21 protein-coding genes and 5 tRNA genes are annotated in these 22,715 nt (G+C 69.5%); 13 read left to right on the top strand and 13 right to left on the bottom strand.

All coding sequences use genetic code 11. From position 1 onward, the window contains the following. The first annotated feature begins 88 nt into the window (after window positions 1–88). Complete coding sequence (gene ndgR / locus AB0I66_RS37265; protein WP_053137572.1) at window positions 89–805, top strand: IclR family transcriptional regulator NdgR; 717 nt, start codon at window positions 89–91, stop codon at window positions 803–805. Window positions 806–904: 99 nt separating this feature from the next. Here ndgR and AB0I66_RS37260 read toward each other — a convergent pair whose 3' ends face one another. Next, entirely contained in the window at window positions 905–1,363 is a 459-nt protein-coding gene (locus AB0I66_RS37260; RefSeq protein ID WP_363212665.1) for a DUF4188 domain-containing protein, read from the bottom strand. Window positions 1,364–1,496: 133 nt separating this feature from the next. On the opposite strand from AB0I66_RS37260, the gene AB0I66_RS37255 reads away from it, so the two are divergent. Then, entirely contained in the window at window positions 1,497–2,150 is a 654-nt protein-coding gene (locus AB0I66_RS37255; RefSeq protein ID WP_363212497.1) for a MerR family transcriptional regulator, read from the top strand. 43 nt (window positions 2,151–2,193) lie between these two features. Here the strand turns inward: AB0I66_RS37255 and AB0I66_RS37250 are convergent. The 8 genes from AB0I66_RS37250 to AB0I66_RS37215 form a co-directional block, all read right to left on the bottom strand. After that, window positions 2,194–2,266: transfer RNA gene (locus AB0I66_RS37250), tRNA-Glu, on the bottom strand. Window positions 2,267–2,305: 39 nt separating this feature from the next. Beyond that, window positions 2,306–2,377 (bottom strand) — tRNA-Gln (locus tag AB0I66_RS37245). Window positions 2,378–2,405: 28 nt separating this feature from the next. After that, a tRNA-Glu gene (locus tag AB0I66_RS37240) sits at window positions 2,406–2,478 on the bottom strand. A 62-nt stretch (window positions 2,479–2,540) separates the two neighbouring features. After that, a tRNA-Glu gene (locus tag AB0I66_RS37235) sits at window positions 2,541–2,613 on the bottom strand. Between the two features lie 21 nt (window positions 2,614–2,634). Next, window positions 2,635–2,706: transfer RNA gene (locus tag AB0I66_RS37230), tRNA-Gln, on the bottom strand. 219 nt (window positions 2,707–2,925) lie between these two features. Continuing rightward, window positions 2,926–4,407, bottom strand: coding sequence for a glutamate--tRNA ligase (gltX, locus tag AB0I66_RS37225; protein ID WP_363212496.1), 1,482 nt, complete (start codon window positions 4,405–4,407; stop codon window positions 2,926–2,928). After that, on the bottom strand, window positions 4,400–5,188 hold the full coding sequence (locus AB0I66_RS37220) for a fumarylacetoacetate hydrolase family protein (protein WP_363212495.1): 789 nt from the start codon (window positions 5,186–5,188) through the stop codon (window positions 4,400–4,402). The genes gltX and AB0I66_RS37220 overlap by 8 nt, the downstream gene beginning before the upstream one ends. Before the next feature lie 155 nt (window positions 5,189–5,343). Then, window positions 5,344–5,541 carry a hypothetical protein gene (locus tag AB0I66_RS37215; protein WP_363212664.1) on the bottom strand — a complete coding sequence of 66 codons (198 nt, stop codon included), beginning with the start codon at window positions 5,539–5,541 and terminating at the stop codon, window positions 5,344–5,346. A gap of 575 nt (window positions 5,542–6,116) precedes the next feature. On the opposite strand from AB0I66_RS37215, the gene AB0I66_RS37210 reads away from it, so the two are divergent. From AB0I66_RS37210 to AB0I66_RS37175, 8 genes are all read left to right on the top strand, one after another. Continuing rightward, a complete protein-coding gene (locus AB0I66_RS37210; protein WP_363212494.1) occupies window positions 6,117–9,896 on the top strand; it encodes a nitrate- and nitrite sensing domain-containing protein in 3,780 nt (1,259 codons plus the stop codon). Next, the gene (locus AB0I66_RS37205; protein WP_098244998.1) at window positions 9,897–10,316 is read left to right on the top strand and encodes a roadblock/LC7 domain-containing protein; all 420 of its coding nucleotides are present in this window, start codon (window positions 9,897–9,899) and stop codon (window positions 10,314–10,316) included. A gap of 119 nt (window positions 10,317–10,435) precedes the next feature. Further along, window positions 10,436–10,840, top strand: coding sequence for a DUF742 domain-containing protein (locus AB0I66_RS37200; RefSeq protein ID WP_363212493.1), 405 nt, complete (start codon window positions 10,436–10,438; stop codon window positions 10,838–10,840). After that, window positions 10,821–11,402: an ATP/GTP-binding protein gene (locus AB0I66_RS37195; RefSeq protein WP_160507410.1), complete on the top strand. Its 582-nt coding sequence runs from the start codon at window positions 10,821–10,823 to the stop codon at window positions 11,400–11,402. Before AB0I66_RS37200 ends, AB0I66_RS37195 begins: the two co-directional genes overlap by 20 nt. 340 nt (window positions 11,403–11,742) lie before the next feature. Continuing rightward, a complete protein-coding gene (locus AB0I66_RS37190) occupies window positions 11,743–14,958 on the top strand; it encodes a nitrate- and nitrite sensing domain-containing protein (protein ID WP_363212491.1) in 3,216 nt (1,071 codons plus the stop codon). 10 nt (window positions 14,959–14,968) lie between these two features. Then, the gene (locus AB0I66_RS37185; RefSeq protein ID WP_135330751.1) at window positions 14,969–15,382 is read left to right on the top strand and encodes a roadblock/LC7 domain-containing protein; all 414 of its coding nucleotides are present in this window, start codon (window positions 14,969–14,971) and stop codon (window positions 15,380–15,382) included. Window positions 15,383–15,475: 93 nt separating this feature from the next. After that, window positions 15,476–16,069, top strand: a complete 594-nt coding sequence (locus AB0I66_RS37180) for a DUF742 domain-containing protein (RefSeq protein ID WP_363212490.1) — start codon at window positions 15,476–15,478, stop codon at window positions 16,067–16,069. Beyond that, window positions 16,050–16,634, top strand: a complete 585-nt coding sequence (locus AB0I66_RS37175) for an ATP/GTP-binding protein (RefSeq protein ID WP_190084708.1) — start codon at window positions 16,050–16,052, stop codon at window positions 16,632–16,634. Before AB0I66_RS37180 ends, AB0I66_RS37175 begins: the two co-directional genes overlap by 20 nt. Before the next feature lie 83 nt (window positions 16,635–16,717). Here the strand turns inward: AB0I66_RS37175 and AB0I66_RS37170 are convergent, their stop codons facing one another. Together AB0I66_RS37170 and AB0I66_RS37165 are read right to left on the bottom strand one after the other, a co-directional pair. Further along, a complete protein-coding gene (locus AB0I66_RS37170; protein ID WP_363212489.1) occupies window positions 16,718–16,915 on the bottom strand; it encodes an acyl-CoA carboxylase subunit epsilon in 198 nt (65 codons plus the stop codon). Between the two features lie 44 nt (window positions 16,916–16,959). Then, the gene (locus tag AB0I66_RS37165; protein ID WP_363212488.1) at window positions 16,960–18,555 is read right to left on the bottom strand and encodes an acyl-CoA carboxylase subunit beta; all 1,596 of its coding nucleotides are present in this window, start codon (window positions 18,553–18,555) and stop codon (window positions 16,960–16,962) included. A gap of 343 nt (window positions 18,556–18,898) precedes the next feature. On the opposite strand from AB0I66_RS37165, the gene AB0I66_RS37160 reads away from it, so the two are divergent. After that, window positions 18,899–19,531 carry a YceI family protein gene (locus AB0I66_RS37160; protein ID WP_363212487.1) on the top strand — a complete coding sequence of 211 codons (633 nt, stop codon included), beginning with the start codon at window positions 18,899–18,901 and terminating at the stop codon, window positions 19,529–19,531. 223 nt (window positions 19,532–19,754) lie between these two features. On the opposite strand, the gene AB0I66_RS37155 is transcribed toward AB0I66_RS37160, so the two are convergent. Beyond that, window positions 19,755–20,387 (bottom strand): TIGR03086 family metal-binding protein, encoded by a 633-nt coding sequence (locus AB0I66_RS37155; protein WP_363212486.1) that lies wholly within the window; start codon window positions 20,385–20,387, stop codon window positions 19,755–19,757. Between the two features lie 56 nt (window positions 20,388–20,443). Between AB0I66_RS37155 and AB0I66_RS37150 the strand changes: the two genes are divergently transcribed. Together AB0I66_RS37150 and AB0I66_RS37145 are read left to right on the top strand one after the other, a co-directional pair. After that, the gene (locus AB0I66_RS37150) at window positions 20,444–21,436 is read left to right on the top strand and encodes an SDR family NAD(P)-dependent oxidoreductase (RefSeq protein WP_363212485.1); all 993 of its coding nucleotides are present in this window, start codon (window positions 20,444–20,446) and stop codon (window positions 21,434–21,436) included. A gap of 118 nt (window positions 21,437–21,554) precedes the next feature. Next, window positions 21,555–21,761 carry a hypothetical protein gene (locus AB0I66_RS37145; protein WP_363212484.1) on the top strand — a complete coding sequence of 69 codons (207 nt, stop codon included), beginning with the start codon at window positions 21,555–21,557 and terminating at the stop codon, window positions 21,759–21,761. A 4-nt stretch (window positions 21,762–21,765) separates the two neighbouring features. Here AB0I66_RS37145 and AB0I66_RS37140 read toward each other — a convergent pair whose 3' ends face one another. Continuing rightward, complete coding sequence (locus AB0I66_RS37140; protein ID WP_363212483.1) at window positions 21,766–22,659, bottom strand: alpha/beta hydrolase; 894 nt, start codon at window positions 22,657–22,659, stop codon at window positions 21,766–21,768. Between the last annotated feature and the right edge of the window lie 56 nt (window positions 22,660–22,715).

Genomic DNA, 22,715 nt, shown 5'->3' with positions numbered 1-22,715 from the left:
CGTTGGTCCGCGGATCGCACCTACAGGGTGACGTGTTCCATCGAAAATTGAACTTGCGTTTCACAGAGTGAGACGCGAGTATCGACGCATGGACAACTCTAGCGGCGTCGGCGTTCTCGACAAGGCGGCTCTCGTCTTGAGCGCCCTGGAGTCCGGTCCGGCCACCCTCGCGGGGCTGGTCGCGGCCACCGGACTCGCACGACCCACGGCACATCGTCTCGCCGTGGCACTGGAACACCACCGGATGGTGGCGCGCGACATGCAGGGCCGTTTCATTCTCGGCCCCCGGCTCGCGGAACTCGCGGCGGCGGCCGGCGAGGACCGCCTGCTCGCCACGGCGGGCCCGGTCCTCACGCACCTGCGTGACGTGACGGGCGAGAGCGCGCAGCTCTATCGCCGCCAGGGCGACATGCGCATCTGCGTCGCGGCGGCCGAGCGCCTCTCGGGCCTGCGGGACACGGTCCCGGTCGGCTCGACGCTCACGATGAAAGCGGGCTCGTCCGCGCAGATCCTGATGGCCTGGGAGGAGCCGGAGCGCCTGCACCGCGGCCTCCAGGGCGCCCGCTTCACGGCCACGGCCCTCTCGGGCGTACGCCGCCGGGGCTGGGCCCAGTCGATCGGCGAGCGGGAGCCGGGCGTCGCGTCCGTCTCCGCCCCCGTGCGCGGCCCCTCGAACCGCGTGGTCGCCGCCGTCTCGGTCTCCGGGCCGATCGAGCGCCTGACCCGCCACCCGGGCCGGATGCACGCCCAGGCCATCATCGACGCCGCGGGACGTCTGTCCGAGGCCCTGCGCCGCACGGGCTGACCCGCACCGCTCCCGTCCCCGCACACAGAAACGCCCGAGGGGCCGCCTCAACGCCGCGGCGGCCCCTCGGGCATTTTTCCGTACGTCTCCGGGACGCCCTCAGACCGCCTTGAGCCGGTCGGCGGCCCTCTCCCCCCGGCGCCCCACCGGCACCACGCCGACGGCCTTGCCCAGACCGAACTCCGGCATGTTGATGTAGACCGCCTCATGCGCCCCCGGCGGCACCACGTAGGTCTCGTGCCAGAAGCCGACCTTGCCCTTGCCCTCCCGCAGCCGCCGGTTGAAGGCGGCCCAGGCGGGCCGGTGCTCCTTGCCCTGCTCGGACGCGTAGGCGAGGAGCTTCTCCGGCGACTCCCAGTACTGGACGACGTACAGCAGCCGGGGGTTGCCGAGCAGCAGCTGATAGCCGAGCATGCCGCTCCCCGGGTCCTGCGACAGCTCCTTGAGCATCCGGGGCATCGCCCGGAAGACCGGCCACCAGCTGCGCACGGCACGGAAGTTGTTGATGCGCATCCCGATGTTGAAGACGGTGACCGGCCCCTGCGCGTCGGCGGTCATGCGCCCTTCGATCGGCTTGGTGCTCACGACGGATCCCCCTTCGGAAAGCGTTGGATAGCTTTGCTATCCATGCTTGGATAGTGGCACTCCCCAAAGGGAAGCGCAAGAGAGAACCAAGAGAAGGAGCGAGCCGATGCGACTGGCTGAGCTCAGCACGCGCAGCGGGGTCTCGACGGCCACGATCAAGTACTACCTGCGCGAGGGGCTGCTCCCGCCGGGCCGCCGCGTGACGGCCACCCAGGCCGAGTACGACGAGCAGCACCTGCGGCGGCTGCGCCTGGTGCGGGCACTCATCCAGGTGGGGCGCGTCCCGATCGCGTCGGCCAGGGAGGTGCTCACCGCCCTGGAGGACGACTCCCTGGACCACAACTCCCGCCTGGGCACGGCGGTCTGGGCACTCCCCCACGGACCCGAGTCCACCGAGGACGACGCGCACGCGCAGGCGGCACGGCGCACGGTCGACGCACTGCTCGAACGGCTCGACTGGGAGTACGCCCAGGCATACGGGGCCCATTCACCGGCGTACGGGATGCTGGTGACCGCGGTCACCAGCCTGGCCAGGCTCGGATACCCGTGCTCCGTCGACGACTTGGCGCCCTACGCGCGCGCGGGACGCCAACTGGCCGTCGCGGACCTGGACTTGATCGAGCGGTACGAGTCCCCGGACGAGCAGTTGCAGGCGGCCGTCGCGCTCACCGTGCTGTACGAGCCGGTACTGCTCGCGCTGCGCCGGATCGCCCAGGCGGAGGAGTCCAACCACCGCTTCGGGCAAGGGACTTCGGAGTAACGACGAAGGGGCCCTCCCTTGCGGGAAGGCCCCTTCTCTTCTGTACCCCCGACCGGATTCGAACCGGCGCTACCGCCTTGAGAGGGCGGCGTGCTAGGCCGCTACACAACGGGGGCTAGCTTTACTGCTGTACTGCGTCGTCCTGCTGTACTGCGCTGGGCTACCAGGACTCGAACCTAGAACAACGGAACCAGAAACCGTCGTGTTGCCAATTACACCATAGCCCACTGTGGTCTAGACCAGCTAGACACTGCGTACCCCCGACCGGATTCGAACCGGCGCTACCGCCTTGAGAGGGCGGCGTGCTAGGCCGCTACACAACGGGGGCCCTAGCGATCCTGCATCGGTAGCAGTGGGTGCGACCCTGACTGCTTCCATGGGAAGGATCTGTACCCCCGACCGGATTCGAACCGGCGCTACCGCCTTGAGAGGGCGGCGTGCTAGGCCGCTACACAACGGGGGCGTTGCAGATAAGCTCTGCGAGCTGGCCTACCAGGACTCGAACCTAGACTAACGGAACCAGAAACCGTCGTGCTGCCAATTACACCATAGGCCATCGATACGCAACCCCTCGCGGGGGTTTTGCTCGACTTGCGCCTCCTGGTCGGACCTTTCGGCCTTCTCGGGCGGCGCAGAAAGAACATTACCCGAAGGTGGACGGCGCTCCAAAACGGGTATCGCCGCGGAGCACCAAGGGCAGTCGGCACAGCAGAAAGGACCCGGGAGCCATGGTGGCTCCCGGGTCCTTCCGTCGGCGTACGCGCGGCTCTCGCGGCTACGCGGCCAGCTTCGCCAGGGCCGCGTCGATGCGGGTCAGCGACTTCTCCTTGCCCAGGATCTCCAGGGACTCGAAGAGGGGCAGGCCGACCGTGCGGCCGGTGACGGCGACGCGGACCGGGGCCTGGGCCTTGCCGAGCTTCAGGCCGTGCTCCTCGCCGGCGGCCAGGACCGCGTTCTTGAGGGACTCCGGGTCCGACCAGTCGGCGTCGGCCAGCTTGGCGCGGGCCGTCGTCAGGAGCGCGGCGGGGTCGCCCTTGCCCATGGCCTTCGTCCAGGACGCCTCGTCCTCGACGGGTGCGTCGAGGAAGAGGAAGTCCACGTTCTCCGTGATCTCGGAGAGGACCTTGATGCGGGTCTGGGCGTGGGGGGCGATGGCCTCCCAGGCGGCCTGGTCGAAGTCCTCGGGCGCCCAGTTGGCGTGCGGGGCCTTCAGCCACGGCTCACAGGCCGCCGCGAACGCCTTCACGTCCAGCATGCGGATGTGGTCGGCGTTGATCGCCTCGGCCTTCTTCAGGTCGAAGCGGGCCGGGTTGGCGTTCACGTCCGCGAGGTCGAACCTGGCGACCATGTCGGGGATCGAGAAGACGTCCTGGTCGGCCGAGAACGACCAGCCGAGGAGGGAGAGGTAGTTGAGCAGGCCCTCCGGGAGGAAACCGCGCTCGCGGTAGAGGTTGAGCGAGGCCTGGGGGTCGCGCTTGCTCAGCTTCTTGTTGCCCTCGCCCATGACGTACGGGAGGTGGCCGAAGACCGGGGTCTCCTTGGCGATGCCCAGGTCCGCGAGCGCCTTGTAGAGGGCGATCTGGCGGGGGGTCGAGGAGAGCAGGTCCTCGCCGCGCAGGACGTGGGTGATCTCCATCAGGGCGTCGTCGACCGGGTTCACCAGGGTGTAGAGCGGTGCTCCGTTGGCGCGGACGATGCCGTAGTCCGGGACGTTCTCCGGCTGGACGGTGATCTCGCCGCGGACCAGGTCCGTGAACGTGATCGCCTCGTCGGGCATGCGGAAGCGGACGATGGGCTTGCGGCCCTCCGTCTCGTACGCGGCACGCTGCTCGGCGGTCAGGTCGCGGCAGTGGCCGTCGTAGCCGGACGGCTTGCCGGCGGCGCGGGCGGCGTCGCGGCGGGCGTCCAGCTCCTCCGTGGAGCAGTAGCAGTAGTACGCGCGGCCCGACTCCAGGAGCTTGGCGGCGACGTCCTGATAGATGTCCATGCGCTGCGACTGGCGGTACGGCGCGTGCGGGCCGCCGACCTCGGGGCCCTCGTCCCAGTCGAAGCCCAGCCAGCGCATCGCTTCCAGGAGCTGCTCGTACGACTCCTCCGAGTCGCGAGCCGCGTCGGTGTCCTCGATGCGGAAGACCAGGGAGCCCTCGTTGTGCCGGGCGTAGGCCCAGTTGAAGAGAGCGGTGCGGACCAGGCCCACGTGGGGGTTGCCGGTCGGCGAGGGACAGAACCGTACGCGTACGGAAGTCGCGTTAGCCACGCTTGATCACCTTGTTGGTGAGAGTGCCGATGCCTTCGATGGTGACGGCGACCTCGTCGCCGACGTTCAGGGGGCCGACCCCTGCCGGGGTGCCCGTGAGGATGACGTCGCCCGGGAGCAGCGTCATGGCCTCGGAGATGTGCACGATCAGGTCCTCGATGGAGCGGACCATGTCGGTCGTACGCCCCAGCTGGCGCTGTTCGCCGTTGACCGTGCACTGGATGGTGAGGTCGGAGGGGTCGAGGTCGGTCTCCACCCAGGGGCCGAGCGGGCAGGAGCTGTCGAAGCCCTTGGCCCTGGCCCACTGCTTCTCCCGCTGCTGGACGTCACGCGCGGTGACGTCGTTGGCGCAGGTGTAGCCGAGGATGACGTCGCGGGCGCGCTCGCGCGGGACCTCGCGGCACATGCGGCCGATGACCACGGCGAGCTCGGCCTCGTAGTGCACCTCCTGCGAGAAGGAGGGGTACGCGATGGCGTCGCCGGGGCCGATCACCGAGGTGGACGGCTTGAAGAAGGCGACCGGGATGTCGGGGACCTCGTTGCCGAGCTCCTTGGCGTGGTCCGCGTAGTTGCGGCCGATGCCGACGACCTTGTTGGGGAGCACCGGAGGCAGCAGCCTGACCTTGCTCAGCGGGACCTTCGTGCCGGAGAGCTCGAAGTCCGCGAACGGGATGCCCTTGATGATGTCGAGGACGAGCCCGTCGGTCGTTCCGGGGGGACTTTCGCCCTCGACCGCGCCGAAGGCGACGTTGCCGTCGATGGAGAACCTGGCGATGCGCAAGAGCGGTGCCCTTTGCTGGAGGGGGAGACTGACACCCCAGGCTAACGCGGTGGCCTGCGGCCGGCTTGCGACCGGATCTCACGTGACCCCGCGTCGGCGCCCCGTCCGTCGCCGCTGCGCGAGCTCGTCCTCACACGCCGGACGGGCCTGTCTGCTCAGACAGCCGGACTGAACTGCTCCGGCGCGTCCATCAGGATCGTGCGCTTCGGGTTGGCCGTCACCGCCGGGAGTTCCGTCGCGTGGTCCGGCTGCCCGGCGGCCGGGGCGACCTCCTGCGCGTCCGTGAGGTGGGCGAGGGTGGTGCGGCGCGGGTTGGCTATGTTGCGGAACATCGCCGACTTGACGGTCTTCATCTGCTGTTCGTGCCCTGTCAGTTGAGGCGCCGTGTGGTGGACGCCGGTTGTCGGATTCGCCATCCCTGTAAAGCGTCAGGCTAAACATCCAATTCCCGCCCAAAGACCGGTTGAGGCCTTGATCTTGATGTGAGTTTGCTCACGAGGTAGCGGGCAAAAGGGTCAATTCAGGCCCGTGAAGGCCTTGTTGGAATCGGACATTGCGCCACTGAACCCATCATTCCGCTCCCGATCATGAACACTGGGACACCCGTCGGCCATAGCTTTACTGGGCTCAATGGACCGTTTTGCCCCAGATCACTTTCTACGTCTCGTGACGCGCCACTCACGCCCAGTCACGGCGGTCGCGACGCGGCACACGGGCCTTGTTGGAGATCCTGCACTGTGCTGGAATTCCCGGGACCGCCGCGGGATCGAACCGGCGCGCAGGGGCGCAACGCAGCGCCGAGTGGCGGCGGGAAAGGGGAGCCAGCGCCGGTCACTCACGACCACCATGGGGCGTTCTGCGCCCCACGACGCCGACACCGTCCCGCCGTTTGTGCGGAGGGACGCCTGGTCCAGAGGTTGCGACGCTAGTGCAGGGACGTTTCAAGAGGGATGGCAGCAGCGCTGCGGCAGAGCCGGAGCGCGGCGGGACCGACCGCGGCTCCTCGGCCCAGCACGCCCAGAACCCCGGGCAGGTACCGTCCGGAGAGACCGGCCGCGCAGTCGGCGGCGTGAGCCTGCCCACGGCCACCGCGTCGTCGGGCGGCACGACGGGCACCGTGAAGTCGCCCACCGGGCCCGGCTCGCGAATAGCCCTGCGCAACTGGCGCATCTCCACCCGACTGGTCTCGCTGCTCGCGCTCCCCGTGATCACCGCGACCTCCCTCGGTGCGCTCCGCATCAACGAGTCCATGGACGAGATCCAGCAGCTCAACAACATGAAGCTGCTGACCGACATGACCAAGCGCGCCACCGAGCTGGCCTCCGCGCTCCAGGAGGAGCGCGACCGCTCGGCAGGCCCCCTCGCGCACGGCGCGAACTCCTCGGACTACGTGGTCAAGGGCGCCCGGCAGAAGACCGACCGCGCGTACAACCGCTTCCTGCAGGAGACGCAGGACCTCGACAACACCGACGGCGACAAGGGCCTCCTCGGCGTCCGCGCGAACACCGTCGAGATCACCCAGCAGCTGCAGAAGATCAACGACGTACGCAAGAGCGCCTACGACGACAAGAACTCCACGTCGCAGACGGTCGACGCCTACAGCCAGCTCATCGAGCAGCTGCTCACCCTGTCCTCGGACATGGCGCAGGCGACCAGCAACCCGGACATGATCCAGCGCACCCGCGCCCTGACGGCCTTCTCCTCCGCCAAGGAGTACGCCTCGGTCCAGCGCGCCGTGATCGCCGCCTCGCTCCCCGCGGGTGACAGCACGTTCGGCAAGATCTCCGAGACCGACCGGCGCTACGGCTGGTCCGCCCTCGACAAGGAGAACTCCGAACTGGATGCCTTCAAGGGCATCTACTCGGGCAATCCCGACGAGCTGACCAAGCCCATCGACGGCGGCAACTCCTCCATCAAGGGCGCCGACTCCTACGCCAAGCGTGTGCTTGAGCAGGAGGGCGGCATCAAGCTCCAGGACAAGCGGTCGTACAAGGACTGGGTCGACGCCGACACCACCAAGATCGACGCGATGTCCAAGATCGAGCTCACGCTGCTCAACGAGATGGAGCAGAAGGCCCGCGAGCTGCGCAACGAGTCCGAGCAGGCCGCCATCCTCAACGGTGCGCTGATCCTGCTCGTCCTCGGTGTCTCGCTCGTCGGCGCCTTCGTCGTGGCCCGGTCCATGATCCGCTCGCTGCGGCGCCTCCAGGACACCGCGACCAAGGTCGCCCAGGACCGGCTGCCCGAGCTCGTCAAGCAGCTCTCCGAGGCCGACCCGCAGGACGTCGACACCTCGGTCGAGTCCGTCGGTGTGCACTCCCGGGACGAGATCGGCCAGGTGGCCGCGGCCTTCGACGACGTGCACCGCGAGGCCGTCCGCCTCGCCGCCGAGCAGGCGCTCCTGCGAGGCAACGTCAACGCGATGTTCACCAACCTCTCGCGCCGTTCGCAAGGCCTCATCCAGCGCCAGCTGTCTCTTATCTCCGAGCTGGAGTCGCGTGAGGCCGACCCCGATCAGCTCTCCTCGCTCTTCAAGCTCGACCACCTCGCGACCCGCATGCGCCGTAACGGCGAGAACCTCCTCGTCCTCGCGGGTGAAGAGCCCGGCCGTCGCTGGACCCGGCCCGTCCCGCTCGTCGACGTGCTGCGTGCCGCCGCGTCCGAGGTGGAGCAGTACGAGCGCATCGAGCTCTCCGCGGTCCCGACGACCGAGGTCGCCGGACGCGTGGTCAACGACCTCGTGCACCTGCTCGCCGAGCTCCTCGAGAACGCGACGTCGTTCTCCTCGCCGCAGACCAAGGTCAAGGTCACCGGTCACGCGCTGCCCGACGGGCGTGTGCTGATCGAGATCCACGACACCGGCATCGGCCTCTCCCCCGAGGACCTCGCCGCGATCAACGAGCGGCTCGCGTCGCCGCCCACCGTGGACGTCTCGGTCTCGCGCCGCATGGGTCTGTTCGTGGTCGGTCGTCTGTCGCAGCGTCACGGCATCCGCATCCAGCTCCGCCCGTCGGACTCCGGCGGCACGACCGCGCTGGTCATGCTGCCCATCGATGTCGCCCAGGGCGGCAAGAAGGCGCCGAACAAGCCCGGTGCGCCCGGCCCCGGCCAGGGCGGTGGCCCGGTCGCCGCGCAGGCGTCCGCGGGTGCCGCGGCAGCACGCCGCGGAGTCGGTGCCGGAAACGGCGCGCCCGGAAACGGTGCTCCCGGCTCGGCCGGTTCCCAGGGCAGGCTCGGCGCCGGTCCGCCCCGTGGTCAGGTCACGGGTACGGGACCGCGTGCCGCGCTGCCCTCGCGTGACGCGGGACCGGGGCCGCGCAACGGTTCGCCGTCCGCTCCGGCGGGCCCGCCGTCCGGTCAGCAGCCTCCCCGCCAGGGTCCGCCCGGACAGGGTGCCGGCGCCCCCGGCTCGTCCGGTGGCAGCCTCTTCGGGGGCGGGCAGGGCGGTGGCCGCGGTCAGGCCTCCGCGCCGCAGCCTCCGGTGCCCCAGCAGCGTACGAACCCGGTGAACCCCGCTGGGCCCGCGAACCCCACAGGTCCGGCGCGCCCCTCCGCGAACGACGCCGGGGACCAGGGGCGCAGGCCGCAGCTGCCGCCGCGCGGTGGGCCGCGTGCCGAGCTTCCGGGGGGCAACCCGCAGCCGCGCGTGCCCAGTTGGAGCGACGAGAACGCGCAGCCGCAGATATCGCGCGAGCCGTTCGACACCCCCCGTGGGCACGAGGAGCCGGAGTCCACCGGACAGTTCCCGCACCCCTCGGCCGGCGCCGCACAAGGCCCCGGTTCGACCGCCGAGTTCGCGCGGCCTGACTTCAACGGGCCGCCGCCCGGCACGGGTTCACCGCAGAACGCGGGCCAGCAGGGTCAGGGCCAAGGCCAGGGCCAGGGTCAGCAGGGCACCGGTCAGTTCGTCCGGCCGGACGTCTTCGGTGGCCAGGACGCCTCCTCGGGCACGAACCAGTTCCAGCGTCCCGGCACCAGCGCTCCCGGCTACAACGGCGGGGCACCCCGGCGCGGGCAGAACCCCGGCCAGGGCCAGGGTGCGCAGGGCCAGGGCGGTCAGAGCCAGGGCGGTCAAAGCCAGGGCGGTCAGCTCGGCATTCCGCCGGTGCCTCCGCAGCCCCAGCAGCCCCAGCAGCCCGTACGGCCCTCGCAGCCGGACGAGCTGCCGCCCGCCGGCCCCGGTGACGGCCGTACCCCGCTGTTCGACACGCTGGAGACCAACTGGTTCCAGCAGCAACAGCAGCAGCAAGGGCAGCAGCAGCCCCAGGGCGGCGCGCCCGAGCAGCAGCAGCCCCAGCGCCCGCAGCGGCAGCAGCCGCAGAACCCGGCCGCGCCCCAGCGCCCGGCCGGAACGCCCGCCCCGTCGACGGCCAACGGAACCGGTGGCGGGAACGGCGGCCACGTCACGAACGGCAGTGCCGCCTCCTGGCGCACCTCGCCCAACGACGAGCTGGGCCGCCAGGCCGAGCGCGTCCGGCAGCCGTCCGCCGGTGGCGTCACCACATCCGGCCTGCCGCGCCGCGTCCCGCGAGCCAACCTCGTCGCGGGCACCGCTCAGCAGCAGCAGGACAGCACAGGTCCGCAGGTCTCGCGTGCGCCCGACGACGTGCGCGGCCGGCTGACGAATCTCCGTCGGGGCATCCAGCAGGGTCGCCAGGCCGGTACCGGCCAGACCGGCAGCTTCCCCACTCACCAGCAGGAGCGTTAGTTGAGTCCGAGCCAGGCGGCACAGAATCTGAACTGGTTGATCACGAACTTCGTGGACAACACCCCCGGGGTGTCCCACACCGTCGTGGTCTCCGCCGACGGCCTCCTTCTGGCGATGTCCGAGGGCTTCCCGCGTGACCGTGCCGACCAGCTGGCCGCAGTCGCGTCGGGGCTGACCTCCCTCACCGCCGGGGCCTCGCGGATCTTCGAGGGCGGCGCCGTCACCCAGACCGTGGTGGAGATGGAGCGGGGGTTCCTCTTCCTCATGTCGGTCTCCGACGGCTCGTCCCTCGCCGTGCTCGCGCACCCCGAGTGCGACATCGGCCTCGTCGGCTACGAGATGGCACTCCTCGTCGACCGCGCGGGCGCCGTCCTGACCCCGGACCTCCGCGCCGAACTGCAGGGCAGCCTGCTGCACTAGCTCTCTTCATCGGCCGCCCCACCGACCGAACGTACTGACCACCGTCCGGCCAACCTGGTGCCCCCCACCGGCTCTATCAGACGGCACGCAGACCACCTGCTGTCCCGCCCGGAGGATCCATGACCCCGCCCAACGCCTCTCACGAACCGTACGGCTCTCAGGCGTCGTACGGCTATGAAGGCGACCAGCCGCTGGTGCGTCCTTACGCGATGACCGGCGGCCGGACAAGGCCCCGCTACCAGCTCGCGATAGAGGCGCTGGTGAGCACGACGGCCGACCCGGCGCAGCTGATGGGGCTGCTCCCGGAGCACCAGCGCATCTGCCACCTGTGCCGCGAGGTCAAGTCGGTGGCCGAGGTCTCGGCGCTGCTCTCCATGCCGCTCGGCGTCGCCCGAATCCTCGTGGCCGACCTGGCCGAGGCCGGGCTCGTCGCCATCCACCAGCCCGGCGGCGACGAGAACGCCGGCGGCCAGCCAGACGTGACACTGCTCGAAAGGGTGCTCAGTGGACTTCGCAAGCTCTAGCAGCGGCGGAGGCCGCTCCACCACCAGCGCGAAGATCGTGGTGGCGGGCGGCTTCGGCGTGGGCAAGACCACGTTCGTCGGGGCGGTCTCTGAGATCAACCCGCTGCGCACCGAGGCCGTCATGACGTCCGCCTCCGCGGGCATCGACGACCTCACCCACACCGGCGACAAGACGACGACGACCGTCGCCATGGACTTCGGCCGCATCACCCTGGACCAGGACCTGATCCTGTACCTCTTCGGTACACCCGGACAGGACCGCTTCTGGTTCATGTGGGACGACCTCGTCCGCGGCGCCATCGGCGCCGTCGTGCTCGTCGACACCCGCCGTCTCGCCGACTGTTTTCCGGCCGTCGACTACTTCGAGAACTCCGGCCTGCCCTTCGTCATCGCCCTCAACGGCTTCGACGGCCACCAGCCGTACACCCCCGATGAAGTGCGCGAAGCTCTCCAGATCGGTCCCAACACCCCGATCATCACCACCGACGCCCGACACCGTGCGGACGCAAAGAGTGGCCTGATCACACTGGTCGAGCACGCACTTATGGCCCGACTCAAGTAGACGAGGGCGTACGGCAGTTGCCGTAGATTCCACAGAGTGGTCTGTGTCTTTTGACACGGATGACCGCTCTGTTCATAACGTTTCGACAGAGAATTCGCCGGGCGCCGCCACGCGTCGCGGTCATTCGGTGTCGCTGCGCGCACAAGAGCCCCGCCTTTTGGCGGGGCTCGCTCTTTTTGACCGTTTTATCTGAGGCTTACACCACTCGGAAGTTACCCTTCCCACTGTTTGGTAGAGGACCCCCTGACGTGCTGGAATGCGCTGAACTGCCCAGTAGCACGGGCCTTGGAGACGACAGCGGGACCGGTGTAGGTCCCGCCGCCGAGAGGTTGTTGGTCGAGTGAGGCGAAGCAAGACGAGCCCCGCACCGCCGCAGACGCGGGACACGCGGGGCAACTTCACCCCGCCGCCGCGCACAGCGGCGTCCCCCGCCGATGTGCAGGGCATGGAACCGCCGGCGCCCTCCGGCGGCAGAATGTCCCCGCGCAACTGGCGCGTGCCGACCCGCCTGAACGCGATCCTCCTCATACCCGTGCTCGTCGGCCTCGTCATGGGCGGCTTCCAGGTCAAGGGCTCGATCGACACCTGGAGCGAGGCCCAGGACGCCGAGAACACGGCCCGCCTCGTGCAGGCCTCGCTGAACTACGGCAACCGCCTCATCGAAGAGCGCGACATCTCCGCCGCGCCGCTGCTGCGCGGCGAGAAGAACGCCCCGGCCGTCGTGAAGGCCCGCAAGGCCACCGACAAGGCCGCCGACGAGTTCGACGCCGCCGCCGAGAACATGCCGCAGAAGGAAGGCCTCAAGCGCCGCCTCGACGGCTTCCACAAGGTCGAGCCGGGCCTCCAGTCCCTGCGCCAGGCCGCGTACACCTCCAAGCTTCCCGGCGCGCAGACCGAAGAGGCCTACGTCGGCATCCAGCACCCCCTGATGGAGTTCGCCAACGAGCTCGGTCTGGGCACCGGAAACATCACCAGCTACGGCCGGACCGTCTACGCCATCTCGCTGACCAAGGCCGCGCTCTCCCTCGAGCGCTCCATCGGCATGCACCTGCTGGTCAAGCCGGGTCCCACCGCGAGCAGCTTCGGCAAGCAGAAGGTGGCCCTCTCCTCGTACGCGTACCTCGAAGGCATCGCCATCGAGGAGTACACCGGTGGTGGCACCCCGCAGGACGTCGCCAAGCTCGAGGCCGCCAAGAAGAAGCTGAAGGCCGACGGCGAGAAGCAGGCCAAGCAGGCCGCCGCCGCCGCGAAGGCCCAGGGCAAGACGTTCGTCCCGCCGCCGTCCGCCGAGGACATGGTCTCGGCCATCGCGACGCTGCCGAGCACGCAGCCCAGCGCCCGCGTCACCCTGGCCGGCAAGGGCGTCACCAAGGAAGCCTGGTGGGCCACGACATCCGCCAAGTTCGACGCGTACCGGACCATCGAGTCCGACCTCGCCGACAAGGCGGTGACCGAGGCCTCGGACATCGCCTCCGACGCCCAGCGCAACGCGTACATCACCGGCGCCATCGTCGTGATCGCGCTGCTCGCCGCGTTCATCCTGGCCGGGATGATGGCCCGCCAGATGTCCAAGGCGATGCGCCAGCTGCGTACGGCCGCCTTCGGCATCGCCGAACAGCGCCTCCCGATGCTGGTCGACCAGCTCTCGCGCACCGACCCCGGACGCGTGGACACCCGGGTGCAGCCCATCCCGATCTCCTCCACGGACGAGATCGGCGAGGTCGCCCGCGCCTTCGACCAGGTGCACCGCGAGGCCGTCCGGCTCGCCGCCGAGCAGGCCCTGCTGCGAGGCAACATCAACGCGATCTTCACCAACCTCTCGCGCCGCAACCAGTCCCTGATCGAGGGCCAGCTGACCCTCATCACGGACCTGGAGAACAACGAGGCCGACCCGGACCAGCTGGAGAGCCTCTTCCGCCTGGACCACCTGGCGACCCGTATGCGACGCAATGGCGAGAACCTCCTGGTCCTCTCCGGCGAGGAGCCGGGCCGCCGCTGGGACCAGCCGGTCCCGCTGGTCGACGTGCTGCGCGCCGCCTCCTCCGAGGTGGAGCAGTACGAGCGCATCGAGCTCTCCGGTGTCCCGGAGGCCGAGATCCACGGCCTGGCCGTGACCGACCTCGTGCACCTGCTCGCCGAGCTCCTGGAGAACGCCACCACGTTCTCCTCGCCGCAGACCAAGGTCCGCGTCACCGCGACCCGTCTTCCCGACGGCCGCATCATGGTCGAGATCCACGACAAGGGCATCGGCCTCACCGCCGAGGACTTCGCGGACATCAACCACAAGCTGGCCAACCCGCCGACGGTGGACGCCGCGATCTCCCAGCGCATGGGTCTGTTCGTGGTCGGGCGCCTCTCCGACCGGCACGGCATCCGCGTCCAGCTGCGTCCCTCGGGCGAGCAGGCCGGCACGACGTCGCTCGTCATGCTCCCCGACGGGATCACGCACGGTGGCGGCGGCGATCACCAGCTGCCCGAGTCCGAGTTCACGGTCTCCTCGATCATGCCGGAGCAGCAGGCCCCGGAGCAGCCCGCGTTCAACCACCAGCCGATGCGTACGGCGGCCGAACTGGGCTTCGACGACAGCCGGTACAACGGCGACGCCGTCGAACCCGCTGACCTCGACCCCGTCGGCCGCTCGCTGATGCGCGAGGAGCGGCGTGCCGCCCTGGAGGCGCAGGCGCAGTCCACCGACGGCCGCCCGCTCTTCCGCGACGAGATATCCCCGCAGCAGCAGGGCTTCGAGCAGCAGCAGGGCAACTACGAGCCCGGGTACGACCAGCAGGCCCCGGCGTACGACGAGTACAACCAGGGCCAGGCCGCGCAGCCGGCGTACGACGACGCGTACTACCCGGCGCGCGACGGATACCAGGGCGCCCCCTATACGGAGGCCGGTCACGACGATCACGCCGCTCGTACGGGTGCTGTCTCCGAGCCGTTCGCGGCCTACCCCGACCGCTCTCACCAGGACGACTGGCCGTCGAACGACGGATACGAGAACAACTCGGGTGCGTATCAGGCCGAGTACTCTCCGGAACCGGAATCCGGTCCGGCGGCTCCCGCGAACGGCGCCGAGCGCGTAGGCTTCGAGCGTCCCGGACCGGTCCCGTCCGCAGTCCACGACACCACCGCCGCGGGCCTCCCGCGCCGCGGGTCCACCGGTGCGACGGGCAACGACAGCGCTTCGGCCCCGATGGGCGACGCGTTCGGGAACACCTCCGGCGACGCGTTCGGGAACAATGTCGGCAACAGCGAGAGCAACTGGCGTTCGTCGTCCAACGACGACCGCTGGCTGCGCGCCGAGTCGCTGAAGGAGCCCAAGGCGGGTGGCGTCACCCCGTCCGGTCTCCCGAAGCGGGTGCCCAAGGCCAATCTGGTCGAGGGCACGGCGGAACAGACCCCACAGGGCGGCCCTCAGGTCTCCCGCGACCCCGAGGACGTTCGGGGTCGGCTGAGCAACCTGCGCCGCGGCGTCCAGCGGGGACGCAGCGCAGGCAGTGACACCACGAATGGCCAGGGCCTCGGCCCTGACAGCACCTACAACCAGGAGCGTTAGTGTGAGCCCGATGAGCCAGGCGGCGCAGAACCTGAACTGGTTGATCACCAACTTCGTGGACAACACCCCTGGGGTGTCCCACACGGTGGTGGTCTCCGCCGACGGACTCCTTCTGGCGATGTCCGAAGGCTTCCCCCGCGACCGGGCCGACCAGCTCGCGGCCGTCGCATCCGGTCTGACCTCCCTCACCGCCGGGGCCTCCCGGATCTTCGAGGGCGGTTCCGTGACCCAGACCGTTGTGGAGATGGAGCGAGGATTTCTCTTCCTCATGTCCATCTCTGACGGCTCCTCGCTGGCCGTCCTCGCCCACCCGGATGCGGACATCGGTCTCATTGGGTACGAGATGGCACTTCTTGTGGACCGTGCCGGCACCGTACTCACGCCCGACCTGCGTGCGGAGCTGCAGGGGAGCCTTCTCAACTAGTAGACGTACGGTGCGTTTTCGCGTCCCGTGGCCGTAAGGTTTCGGGACGCGGCTCCAGAATGATGGTGCCCGGCACAGTCGGAGGAGGAGTACGTGGCAGGCTCAGGAACACCCCCGGACGGTTCGTCATCGGCCAACTGGTCGCCTGGTCACGGCCAGGGGCAGGGACCGCACGACGGGGCGCCCAACCGTTACAACTTCCCCTCCGCACCCAGCCAGCACCGCAGGCCTTACCAGCAGCCGCAGCAGCCGGGCCCCCGCCAGAGCCCGTACGAGCAGCCTCACACCCCCAGGATCCAGCCAGTGCAACCACAGCGACGCGCGCCCGAGTCGGCGCCCGCTGCGAGCAACCCCCTGGTGCGCCCGTACGCCATGACGGGCGGACGCACCAGGCCCCGGTACCAGCTCGCCATCGAGGCGCTGGTGCACACCACCGCCCAACCGCACCAGTTGCAGGGCCAGTTGCCCGAGCATCAGCGGATCTGCAATCTGTGCCGCGAGATCAAGTCAGTCGCTGAGATCTCGGCACTTCTCACCATTCCTCTCGGCGTCGCCCGAATCCTCGTAGCCGACCTGGCGGAGGCCGGACTTGTCGCCATCCATCAGCCTGGCGGCGACGAGTCCGCCGGCGGCCAGCCAGACGTGACACTGCTCGAAAGGGTGCTCAGTGGACTTCGCAAGCTCTAGCGGCGGAGCAACAGCTCGCTCCACCACCTCCGCGAAGATCGTGGTGGCGGGCGGCTTCGGCGTGGGCAAGACCACGTTCGTCGGGGCGGTCTCTGAGATCAACCCGCTGCGCACCGAGGCCGTCATGACGTCCGCCTCCGCGGGCATCGACGACCTCACCCACACCGGCGACAAGACCACCACCACGGTGGCCATGGACTTCGGCCGCATCACCCTGGACCAGGACCTGATCCTGTACCTCTTCGGTACGCCCGGACAGGACCGCTTCTGGTTCATGTGGGACGACCTCGTCCGCGGCGCCATCGGCGCGGTGGTCCTGGTCGACACGAGGAGGCTCGCCGACTGCTTCCCCGCCGTCGACTACTTCGAGAACTCCGGCCTGCCCTTCGTCATCGCCCTCAACGGCTTCGACGGCCACCAGCCGTACACGCCGGACGAGGTGCGCGAGGCGCTGCAGATCGGCCCGGACACCCCGATCATCACGACGGACGCGCGGCACCGCGCCGACGCCAAGAGCGGGCTGATCACGCTCGTGGAGCACGCGCTGATGGCGCGCCTGCGCTAGCGGTTCTCCCCCATACGCCGCGAAGGCCCCGGTACTCCGAGGAGTACCGGGGCCTTCGACGTGTGCCGTCAGGCGGCTGGGGCTCAGCCCTGCCAGCTGTGCGGGGCGCGGAAGCCGGGTGAGCGCTCCAGGCGGCGCCAGCCGGCCTTGTCGCGGCCTCGGCGGGGCGTGGGGGCCTGCGCGGTGGCGGCGGCGCCACGGGCCAGCAGGATCGCCGTGATGGCGGCGACCTCCTCGGGCTCGGCGTGGCCCTTCTCGACGCGGATGTCGGGAGTGTTCATGTGCAGCGTTCTCCTTGTGGGCTACTGCAGGAATTACTGCGTGGTCACTGCGGGGGGTTGCCGTGCTTGCGTGACGGCAGATCTGCGTGCTTGTTGCGGAGCATCGCGAGGGAGTTGATCAGTACCTCGCGGGTGGCGGAGGGGTCGATGACGTCGTCGACCAGGCCGCGCTCGGCCGCGTAGTAGGGGTGCATGAGCTCGGCCTTGTACTCCTTGACCATCTTCTGCCGCATGGCCTCGGGGTCCTCGGCGGCCGCGATCTGCCGGCGGAAGATGACGTTGGCGGCGCCCTCGGCGCCCATCACCGCGATCTCGTTGGTGGGCCAGGCGTAGGTGAGGTCGGCGCCGATGGACTGGGAGTCCATGACGATGTAGGCGCCGCCGTAGGCCTTGCGCAGGATCAGCGAGATGCGCGGCACGGTGGCGTTGCAGTACGCGTACAGGAGCTTGGCGCCGTGCCGGATGATCCCGCCGTGCTCCTGGTCGACGCCCGGCAGGAAGCCGGGGACGTCCAGGAGGGTCACGATCGGGATGTTGAAGGCGTCGCACATCTGGACGAAGCGGGCCGCCTTCTCGGAGGCCTCGATGTCCAGCACACCGGCCAGCGACTGCGGCTGGTTGGCGACGATGCCCACGACCTTGCCGTCCAGGCGGGCCAGGGCGCAGATGATGTTGCGCGCCCAGCGCTCGTGGACCTCCAGGAAGTCGCCGTCGTCGACGAGCTCCTCGATGACCTTGGCCATGTCGTAGGGACGGTTGCCGTCGGCCGGGACCAGGTCGAGCAGGACCTCCGAGCGGCGGTCCGCCGGGTCGTCGGAGTCGTGGGTGGGCGGGTTCTCGCGGTTGTTCGAGGGGAGCATCGCGATGAGGTAGCGGACCTCGGCGAGGCAGGTCTCCTCGTCGTCGTACGCGAAGTGGCAGACGCCGCTGGTCTCGGCGTGCACGTCCGCGCCGCCCAGGCCGTTCTGGGTGATCTCCTCGCCGGTCACCGCGCGGACCACGTCCGGTCCGGTGATGAACATCTGCGAGGTCTCGCGGACCATGAACACGAAGTCGGTCAGGGCGGGGCTGTAGGCCGCGCCGCCCGCGCACGGGCCGAGCATCACGCTGATCTGCGGGATGACGCCGGAGGCCTTGGTGTTGCGCTGGAAGATGCCGCCGTAGCCGGCGAGCGCGGAGACGCCCTCCTGGATACGGGCGCCGGCGCCGTCGTTCAGGGAGACCAGCGGGGCACCGGCCGCGATGGCCATGTCCATGATCTTGTGGATCTTCGTGGCGTGGGCCTCGCCGAGGGCGCCGCCGAAGATGCGGAAGTCGTGGGCGTACACGAAGACCGTGCGGCCCTCGACCGTGCCCCAGCCGGTGATGACACCGTCGGTGTACGGCTTCTTCGCCTCCAGGCCGAAACCGGTCGCCCGGTGCCGGCGCAACTGCTCGACCTCCTGGAACGACCCCGCGTCCAGAAGCAGCTCGATCCGCTCGCGCGCGGTCAGCTTGCCCTTGGCGTGCTGGGCCTTCGTCGCCTTCTCGCTGGGGCCGCGCAGCGCCTCGGCACGGATCGCGTGCAGCTCGGCCACGCGGCCGCGTGCGTCGGTGGGCTCGCCTTCGGGAGAAGAAGCGGTGTCGTCCAAAACGGTCATGTAGTGACCTTACGAAGTGCACCTAGAGAAACGGACCGTCGACTCTGCACAGTCTCCGGCCCGTTTTCCTGGCACCCCCGAACAGAAGCCCTTCGCCGTACGCGCGAAGTGACTGCTCAGGGCGGTCTGCGGCTGTAGGGATTCCACAAAGGGGTGCGTGAGAGACAGCTCACAGGGCGGGTGAGGCGTGAGTGCTGAGAGTGAGTGGTGCACCACGCAAAGCTATAGGTTGAATGTTGAACTGAATCGCGTTAGAGTCAATCTCGTTGAACATTCAACAGGTTCATCCCCCGTAGCTCGCAGCTCGGGCCTCCCGCCCGTAGCTCGTCCCCAAGGAGCAGTCATGGGTCTCTTCGGCCGCAAGAACGAAACCGTCACCTCGTCCTCCTCCGCCGGTGCCACCGCCACGGCCATCGCCCCGGTCAGCCCGGAGCTTGCCGCCCTCACCGGCGATTACGCGATCGACCCCTCGCACACGTCGATCGGCTTCGTCGCCCGCCACGCCATGGTCACGAACGTCAAGGGTTCCTTCACCGACGTCGCCGGCACGCTGCACCTGGACGGCACGGACCCCGGTCAGTCGACGGCCTCCATCGACGTACAGATGGAGAGCATCGACACCGGCAGCGCCGACCGTGACGGTCACCTGAAAAGCGCGGACTTCTTTAAGACGGAGGAGTTCCCCGAGATGACCTTCCGCTCCACGAAGGCGGAGGCGCTGGGCGGCGACGACTACCGCATCACCGGTGACCTGACGATCCTCGGCACCACGAAGCCGCTCTCCATCGACCTGGAGTTCAACGGCTCCGCCACCGACCCCTTCGGGAACGAGCGGGTCGGCTTCGAGGGCAAGGCGGAGATCCTGCGCTCGGACTGGGGCCTGACGTGGAACGCGGCGCTGGAGACGGGCGGGGTGCTGGTCTCGGACAAGATCAAGCTGCGCTTTGACATTTCGGCGATTCGCTCTGGCTCCTGACCTTTGCTGGCTCCTGAGCCTTGGGCGGTTTCTGGGCCGCCGCTTCGCGACGGATGCTTGCCCACCCACCCACCCGATTACCCCGCGTAACAGGGGTGGGGTGGGTGGGTTCGTTGCTTTCGTACGCGACTTGGGGTGGGCGGGTAGGTGGGGTTGGGGCGTTCGGGATTTGGGGTGGGTGGGTTCGTTTGTTGGGGCGTGCGTAGCCTCGGCTGCTTTTGCGCTACGGCCACGTTGGGTTGCGGCCCAAGTAACGTAGTAGCGCTGCTGTTTCGCTCTCGGGTTCGGTGTTCTGCGATGGCTCTACCTGTGGTGCGAAAGCGAAGGCTCGGAGGGGTTCGACTATTTGGTGGGCCACTTCCAGCAGGGGGCGGGCCAACTCGTCGGTGAGTGGGGAACCTTGGCCTGTGGCCACCGCTAGGTCCCAGGCGTGGACCGCCGCGTCCAGTGCGCAGGCGCCGACCCCGAGGGTGGCCGTCATGGTGCCGGGCGGCAGCGGTACCCGTACCTCCTGCGACGCCTCGTCGACCGCCGCCCAGGCTTCGGCTGCCGCCGTCAGCGCCGGTTCGAGCAGGGCCTCCGGGGAATCCGTCAGCTTGCCGGAGGGGGCGAAGGGGTCTTCTTCCGGGCCGGGGCCTCCGGTGAGGGCCGACGCGTAGCCCAGCTGGTCTCCCGCGGCGTGCTGCAGGACCTGGGTGACGTTCCACTCCGCGCAGGGCGTCGGGCGCTCCCAGTCCCCTGCCGGTACGCCCCGAACGGCCGCGCGGAGTGCCGCGTGTGCGTCGTCGAGGATGGCCCAGTTGGTGTTCGTCGTGCCGTGCTCGCTCACGTCGTCCCCGCCTCTCGTGGAACCCACCGACCGGACCACCTCACCTTGCCCTAGAGCGCGGTCCAGCTTCTAGCGTCGCGCACATGACCACACAGCAGGAGCGACAGCGCAGGATCGGCAGCGGGTTCGGCCCGCTCACTACGGCGGACGACGTGCTCGACGGGATCGACCTCTCGGGCAGGACGGCGCTGGTCACCGGCGGTTACTCCGGGCTCGGCCTGGAGATCACCCGGGCACTTTCGAACGCGGGCGCGCGCGTCGTCGTCCCGGCGCGCAGGCCTCGTGTCGCGGAGGAGGCCATGCGGGGCATGGACCGCGTGGAGGTGCGGGCGATGGACCTGGCGGACCAAGGCAGCGTCGCGCACTTCGCGGAACAATTCCTCGCCGCCCACCGCACCCTCGACATCCTCGTCAACAACGCGGGCGTCATGGCCTGCCCAGAGGCCCGTGTCGGCCCCGGCGGCGCGTGGGAGTCCCACTTCGCGATCAATCACCTGGGCCACTTCGCTCTGGTCAACCGCCTCTACCCGGCGCTGAGTCGGGGCACGGCCGCACGGGTGGTGTCGGTGGCCTCGTCCGGGCATTTTCTTTCCGACATCCGTTGGACGGACCCGCAATTCGACGCGGGTTACGACCGCTGGCTCGCGTACGCCCAGTCCAAGACGGCGAACGCGCTCTTCGCCGTGCACCTCGACTCCCTGGGCACGGCGGGCAGCGGCCCGCGTGCCTTCTCCGTACACCCCGGCAGCATTCTCACGCCCCTCCAGCGCCACATCCCCCGTGAGGAACAGATCGCGCAGGGCTGGATGAGCGCCGACGGCACACCCGCGCAGGGCTTCAAGACCCCGGCGCAGGGTGCGGCCACGGCGGTGTGGGCGGCGACGTCACCGCTGCTCGACGCGCGGGGCGGCGCGTACTGCCAGGACTGCGATGTGGCGGAGCCCGCCCTGACGGACGACATGCTGATCGGCGGCGTCAAGCCGTGGGCGACCGACCCCGATGCGGCGGCGCGCCTGTGGCGGCTCTCCGCCGAACTGACGGGGTGCGGAACGGAGTTGGGGCATCTGACACCATGACCGCATGGACCCGGACCAGCACGAGTGGATCACCATCGCGTCGTACGAGAACGCGTCCGGACGCCCGCGGCCCCCGGCGGCCGTCCGCGCTTGACTGCGTGAGCGGGGCATCGACTGGATGCCGTTCACACCGGAAGAGGTGTACTGGGACCTCATGTGCGGCCCCGGTCCCGACGGTCGCTGGCGCGGCTCTTTCGTGATCCATGTCCGGGCCGACGCCCTGCGCCCGCTGGGTCTGCACCCGACCCAGCCTGCCTCTCGCGTGGTCGGCCCCTCGCCGCCCGGCTGGTGGCACGCGGCGGCGGAACGGCGGTACGGACGGTAGCGCCCTAGGTGTGGACGGAGTCCGTGTGGGCCAGGATCGCCTTGGCGAGCGGGCCCTGGACCGCCGGGGGCAGCGCGTGGCCCATGCCCGCGATCTCCACCACGTGCGCGCTGCCACCGCCGATGACCTGTGCCAGGTGGTGCGGGTGCGGGGGCGGGAACACCGGCTCGGCCGGGCCGGACACGACGAGCGTGGGGACCTTCGTGCGGGCCAGTTCGTCGGTGCGGACCATGTGGGAGTCGTCGGCGCGGGCGTGGGCGGTGGAGGCCACGTGGGTGCCGGTGTGCTCGATGATCCGGCGTTCGAGGTCGCGGAAGTACGCGTCTTCTACGTCGAGTTGGCGGCCGTTCAGGACGCGCCAGTGCTCCACCCTGCGGTCGAGCTCGCCCTCGATTCCCGTGTCCTCGACCGGGCGGGACCACATCTCCAGGACCTCCGGGGCGATGCCGGGGAGTTCGCCCACGGGGACGCTGGTCCCGTCCGGTGCCACGTACGGGGTCTCGCTGAGGGCGCAGGTGCCGATGAGCGTGGCGCTGAGGACGCGCTCGGGGTGGTCGGCGAGGACCAGCTGGGTCAGCATGCCGCCGAGGGACATGCCCACCAGGTGCGCACGCTCCACTCCCCAGGCGTCCAGGACCGCCACGGCATCCCTGGCCAAGTCGGTGATGGGGTACGGGTTTTCGTCGAAGGTGGTCGTGGAGCGGCCGGTGTCCCGGTGGTCGTAACGGATGACCTGATGGCGGGCGGCGAGCTCGTCGACCAGGGCGTCGGGCCAGCCGAGACCCGAAGCCTGGGCGCCCATGACCAGGAGCAGCGCGGGGGCGTCGGGCGCGCCACGCCGCTCCGTCCAGAGGCGGATGCCGGGGGCCGCATCGACGTACTGCTGCTGTGGCTGCATGAGGGACCTTCCGTAGCAACGGACATTTAGCTGAGACGATACGTATCGTCTCGCAA

Source organism: Streptomyces sp. NPDC050439, assembly GCF_040655335.1.
Lineage (GTDB): Bacteria > Actinomycetota > Actinomycetes > Streptomycetales > Streptomycetaceae > Streptomyces.
Note: the sequence above shows the minus strand (reverse complement) of the source record. Positions and strands in the feature narration are given on the sequence as shown.

Bases quoted from the DNA above. Each gene is read 5' to 3' on its own strand.
- AB0I66_RS37185 (WP_135330751.1), top strand. From the start codon at position 14,969: ATGAGCCAGGCGGCGCAGAACCTGAACTGGTTGATCACCAACTTCGTG.
- AB0I66_RS37140 (WP_363212483.1), bottom strand. From the start codon at position 22,659: ATGCAGCCACAGCAGCAGTACGTCGATGCGGCCCCCGGCATCCGCCTC.
- AB0I66_RS37160 (WP_363212487.1), top strand. From the start codon at position 18,899: ATGGGTCTCTTCGGCCGCAAGAACGAAACCGTCACCTCGTCCTCCTCC.
- AB0I66_RS37170 (WP_363212489.1), bottom strand. From the start codon at position 16,915: ATGAACACTCCCGACATCCGCGTCGAGAAGGGCCACGCCGAGCCCGAG.
- AB0I66_RS37165 (WP_363212488.1), bottom strand. From the start codon at position 18,555: ATGACCGTTTTGGACGACACCGCTTCTTCTCCCGAAGGCGAGCCCACC.
- AB0I66_RS37255 (WP_363212497.1), top strand. From the start codon at position 1,497: ATGCGACTGGCTGAGCTCAGCACGCGCAGCGGGGTCTCGACGGCCACG.
- AB0I66_RS37200 (WP_363212493.1), top strand. From the start codon at position 10,436: ATGACCCCGCCCAACGCCTCTCACGAACCGTACGGCTCTCAGGCGTCG.
- AB0I66_RS37150 (WP_363212485.1), top strand. From the start codon at position 20,444: ATGACCACACAGCAGGAGCGACAGCGCAGGATCGGCAGCGGGTTCGGC.
- AB0I66_RS37145 (WP_363212484.1), top strand. From the start codon at position 21,555: ATGCCGTTCACACCGGAAGAGGTGTACTGGGACCTCATGTGCGGCCCC.
- AB0I66_RS37215 (WP_363212664.1), bottom strand. From the start codon at position 5,541: ATGAAGACCGTCAAGTCGGCGATGTTCCGCAACATAGCCAACCCGCGC.
- AB0I66_RS37260 (WP_363212665.1), bottom strand. From the start codon at position 1,363: ATGACCGCCGACGCGCAGGGGCCGGTCACCGTCTTCAACATCGGGATG.
- ndgR (WP_053137572.1), top strand. From the start codon at position 89: ATGGACAACTCTAGCGGCGTCGGCGTTCTCGACAAGGCGGCTCTCGTC.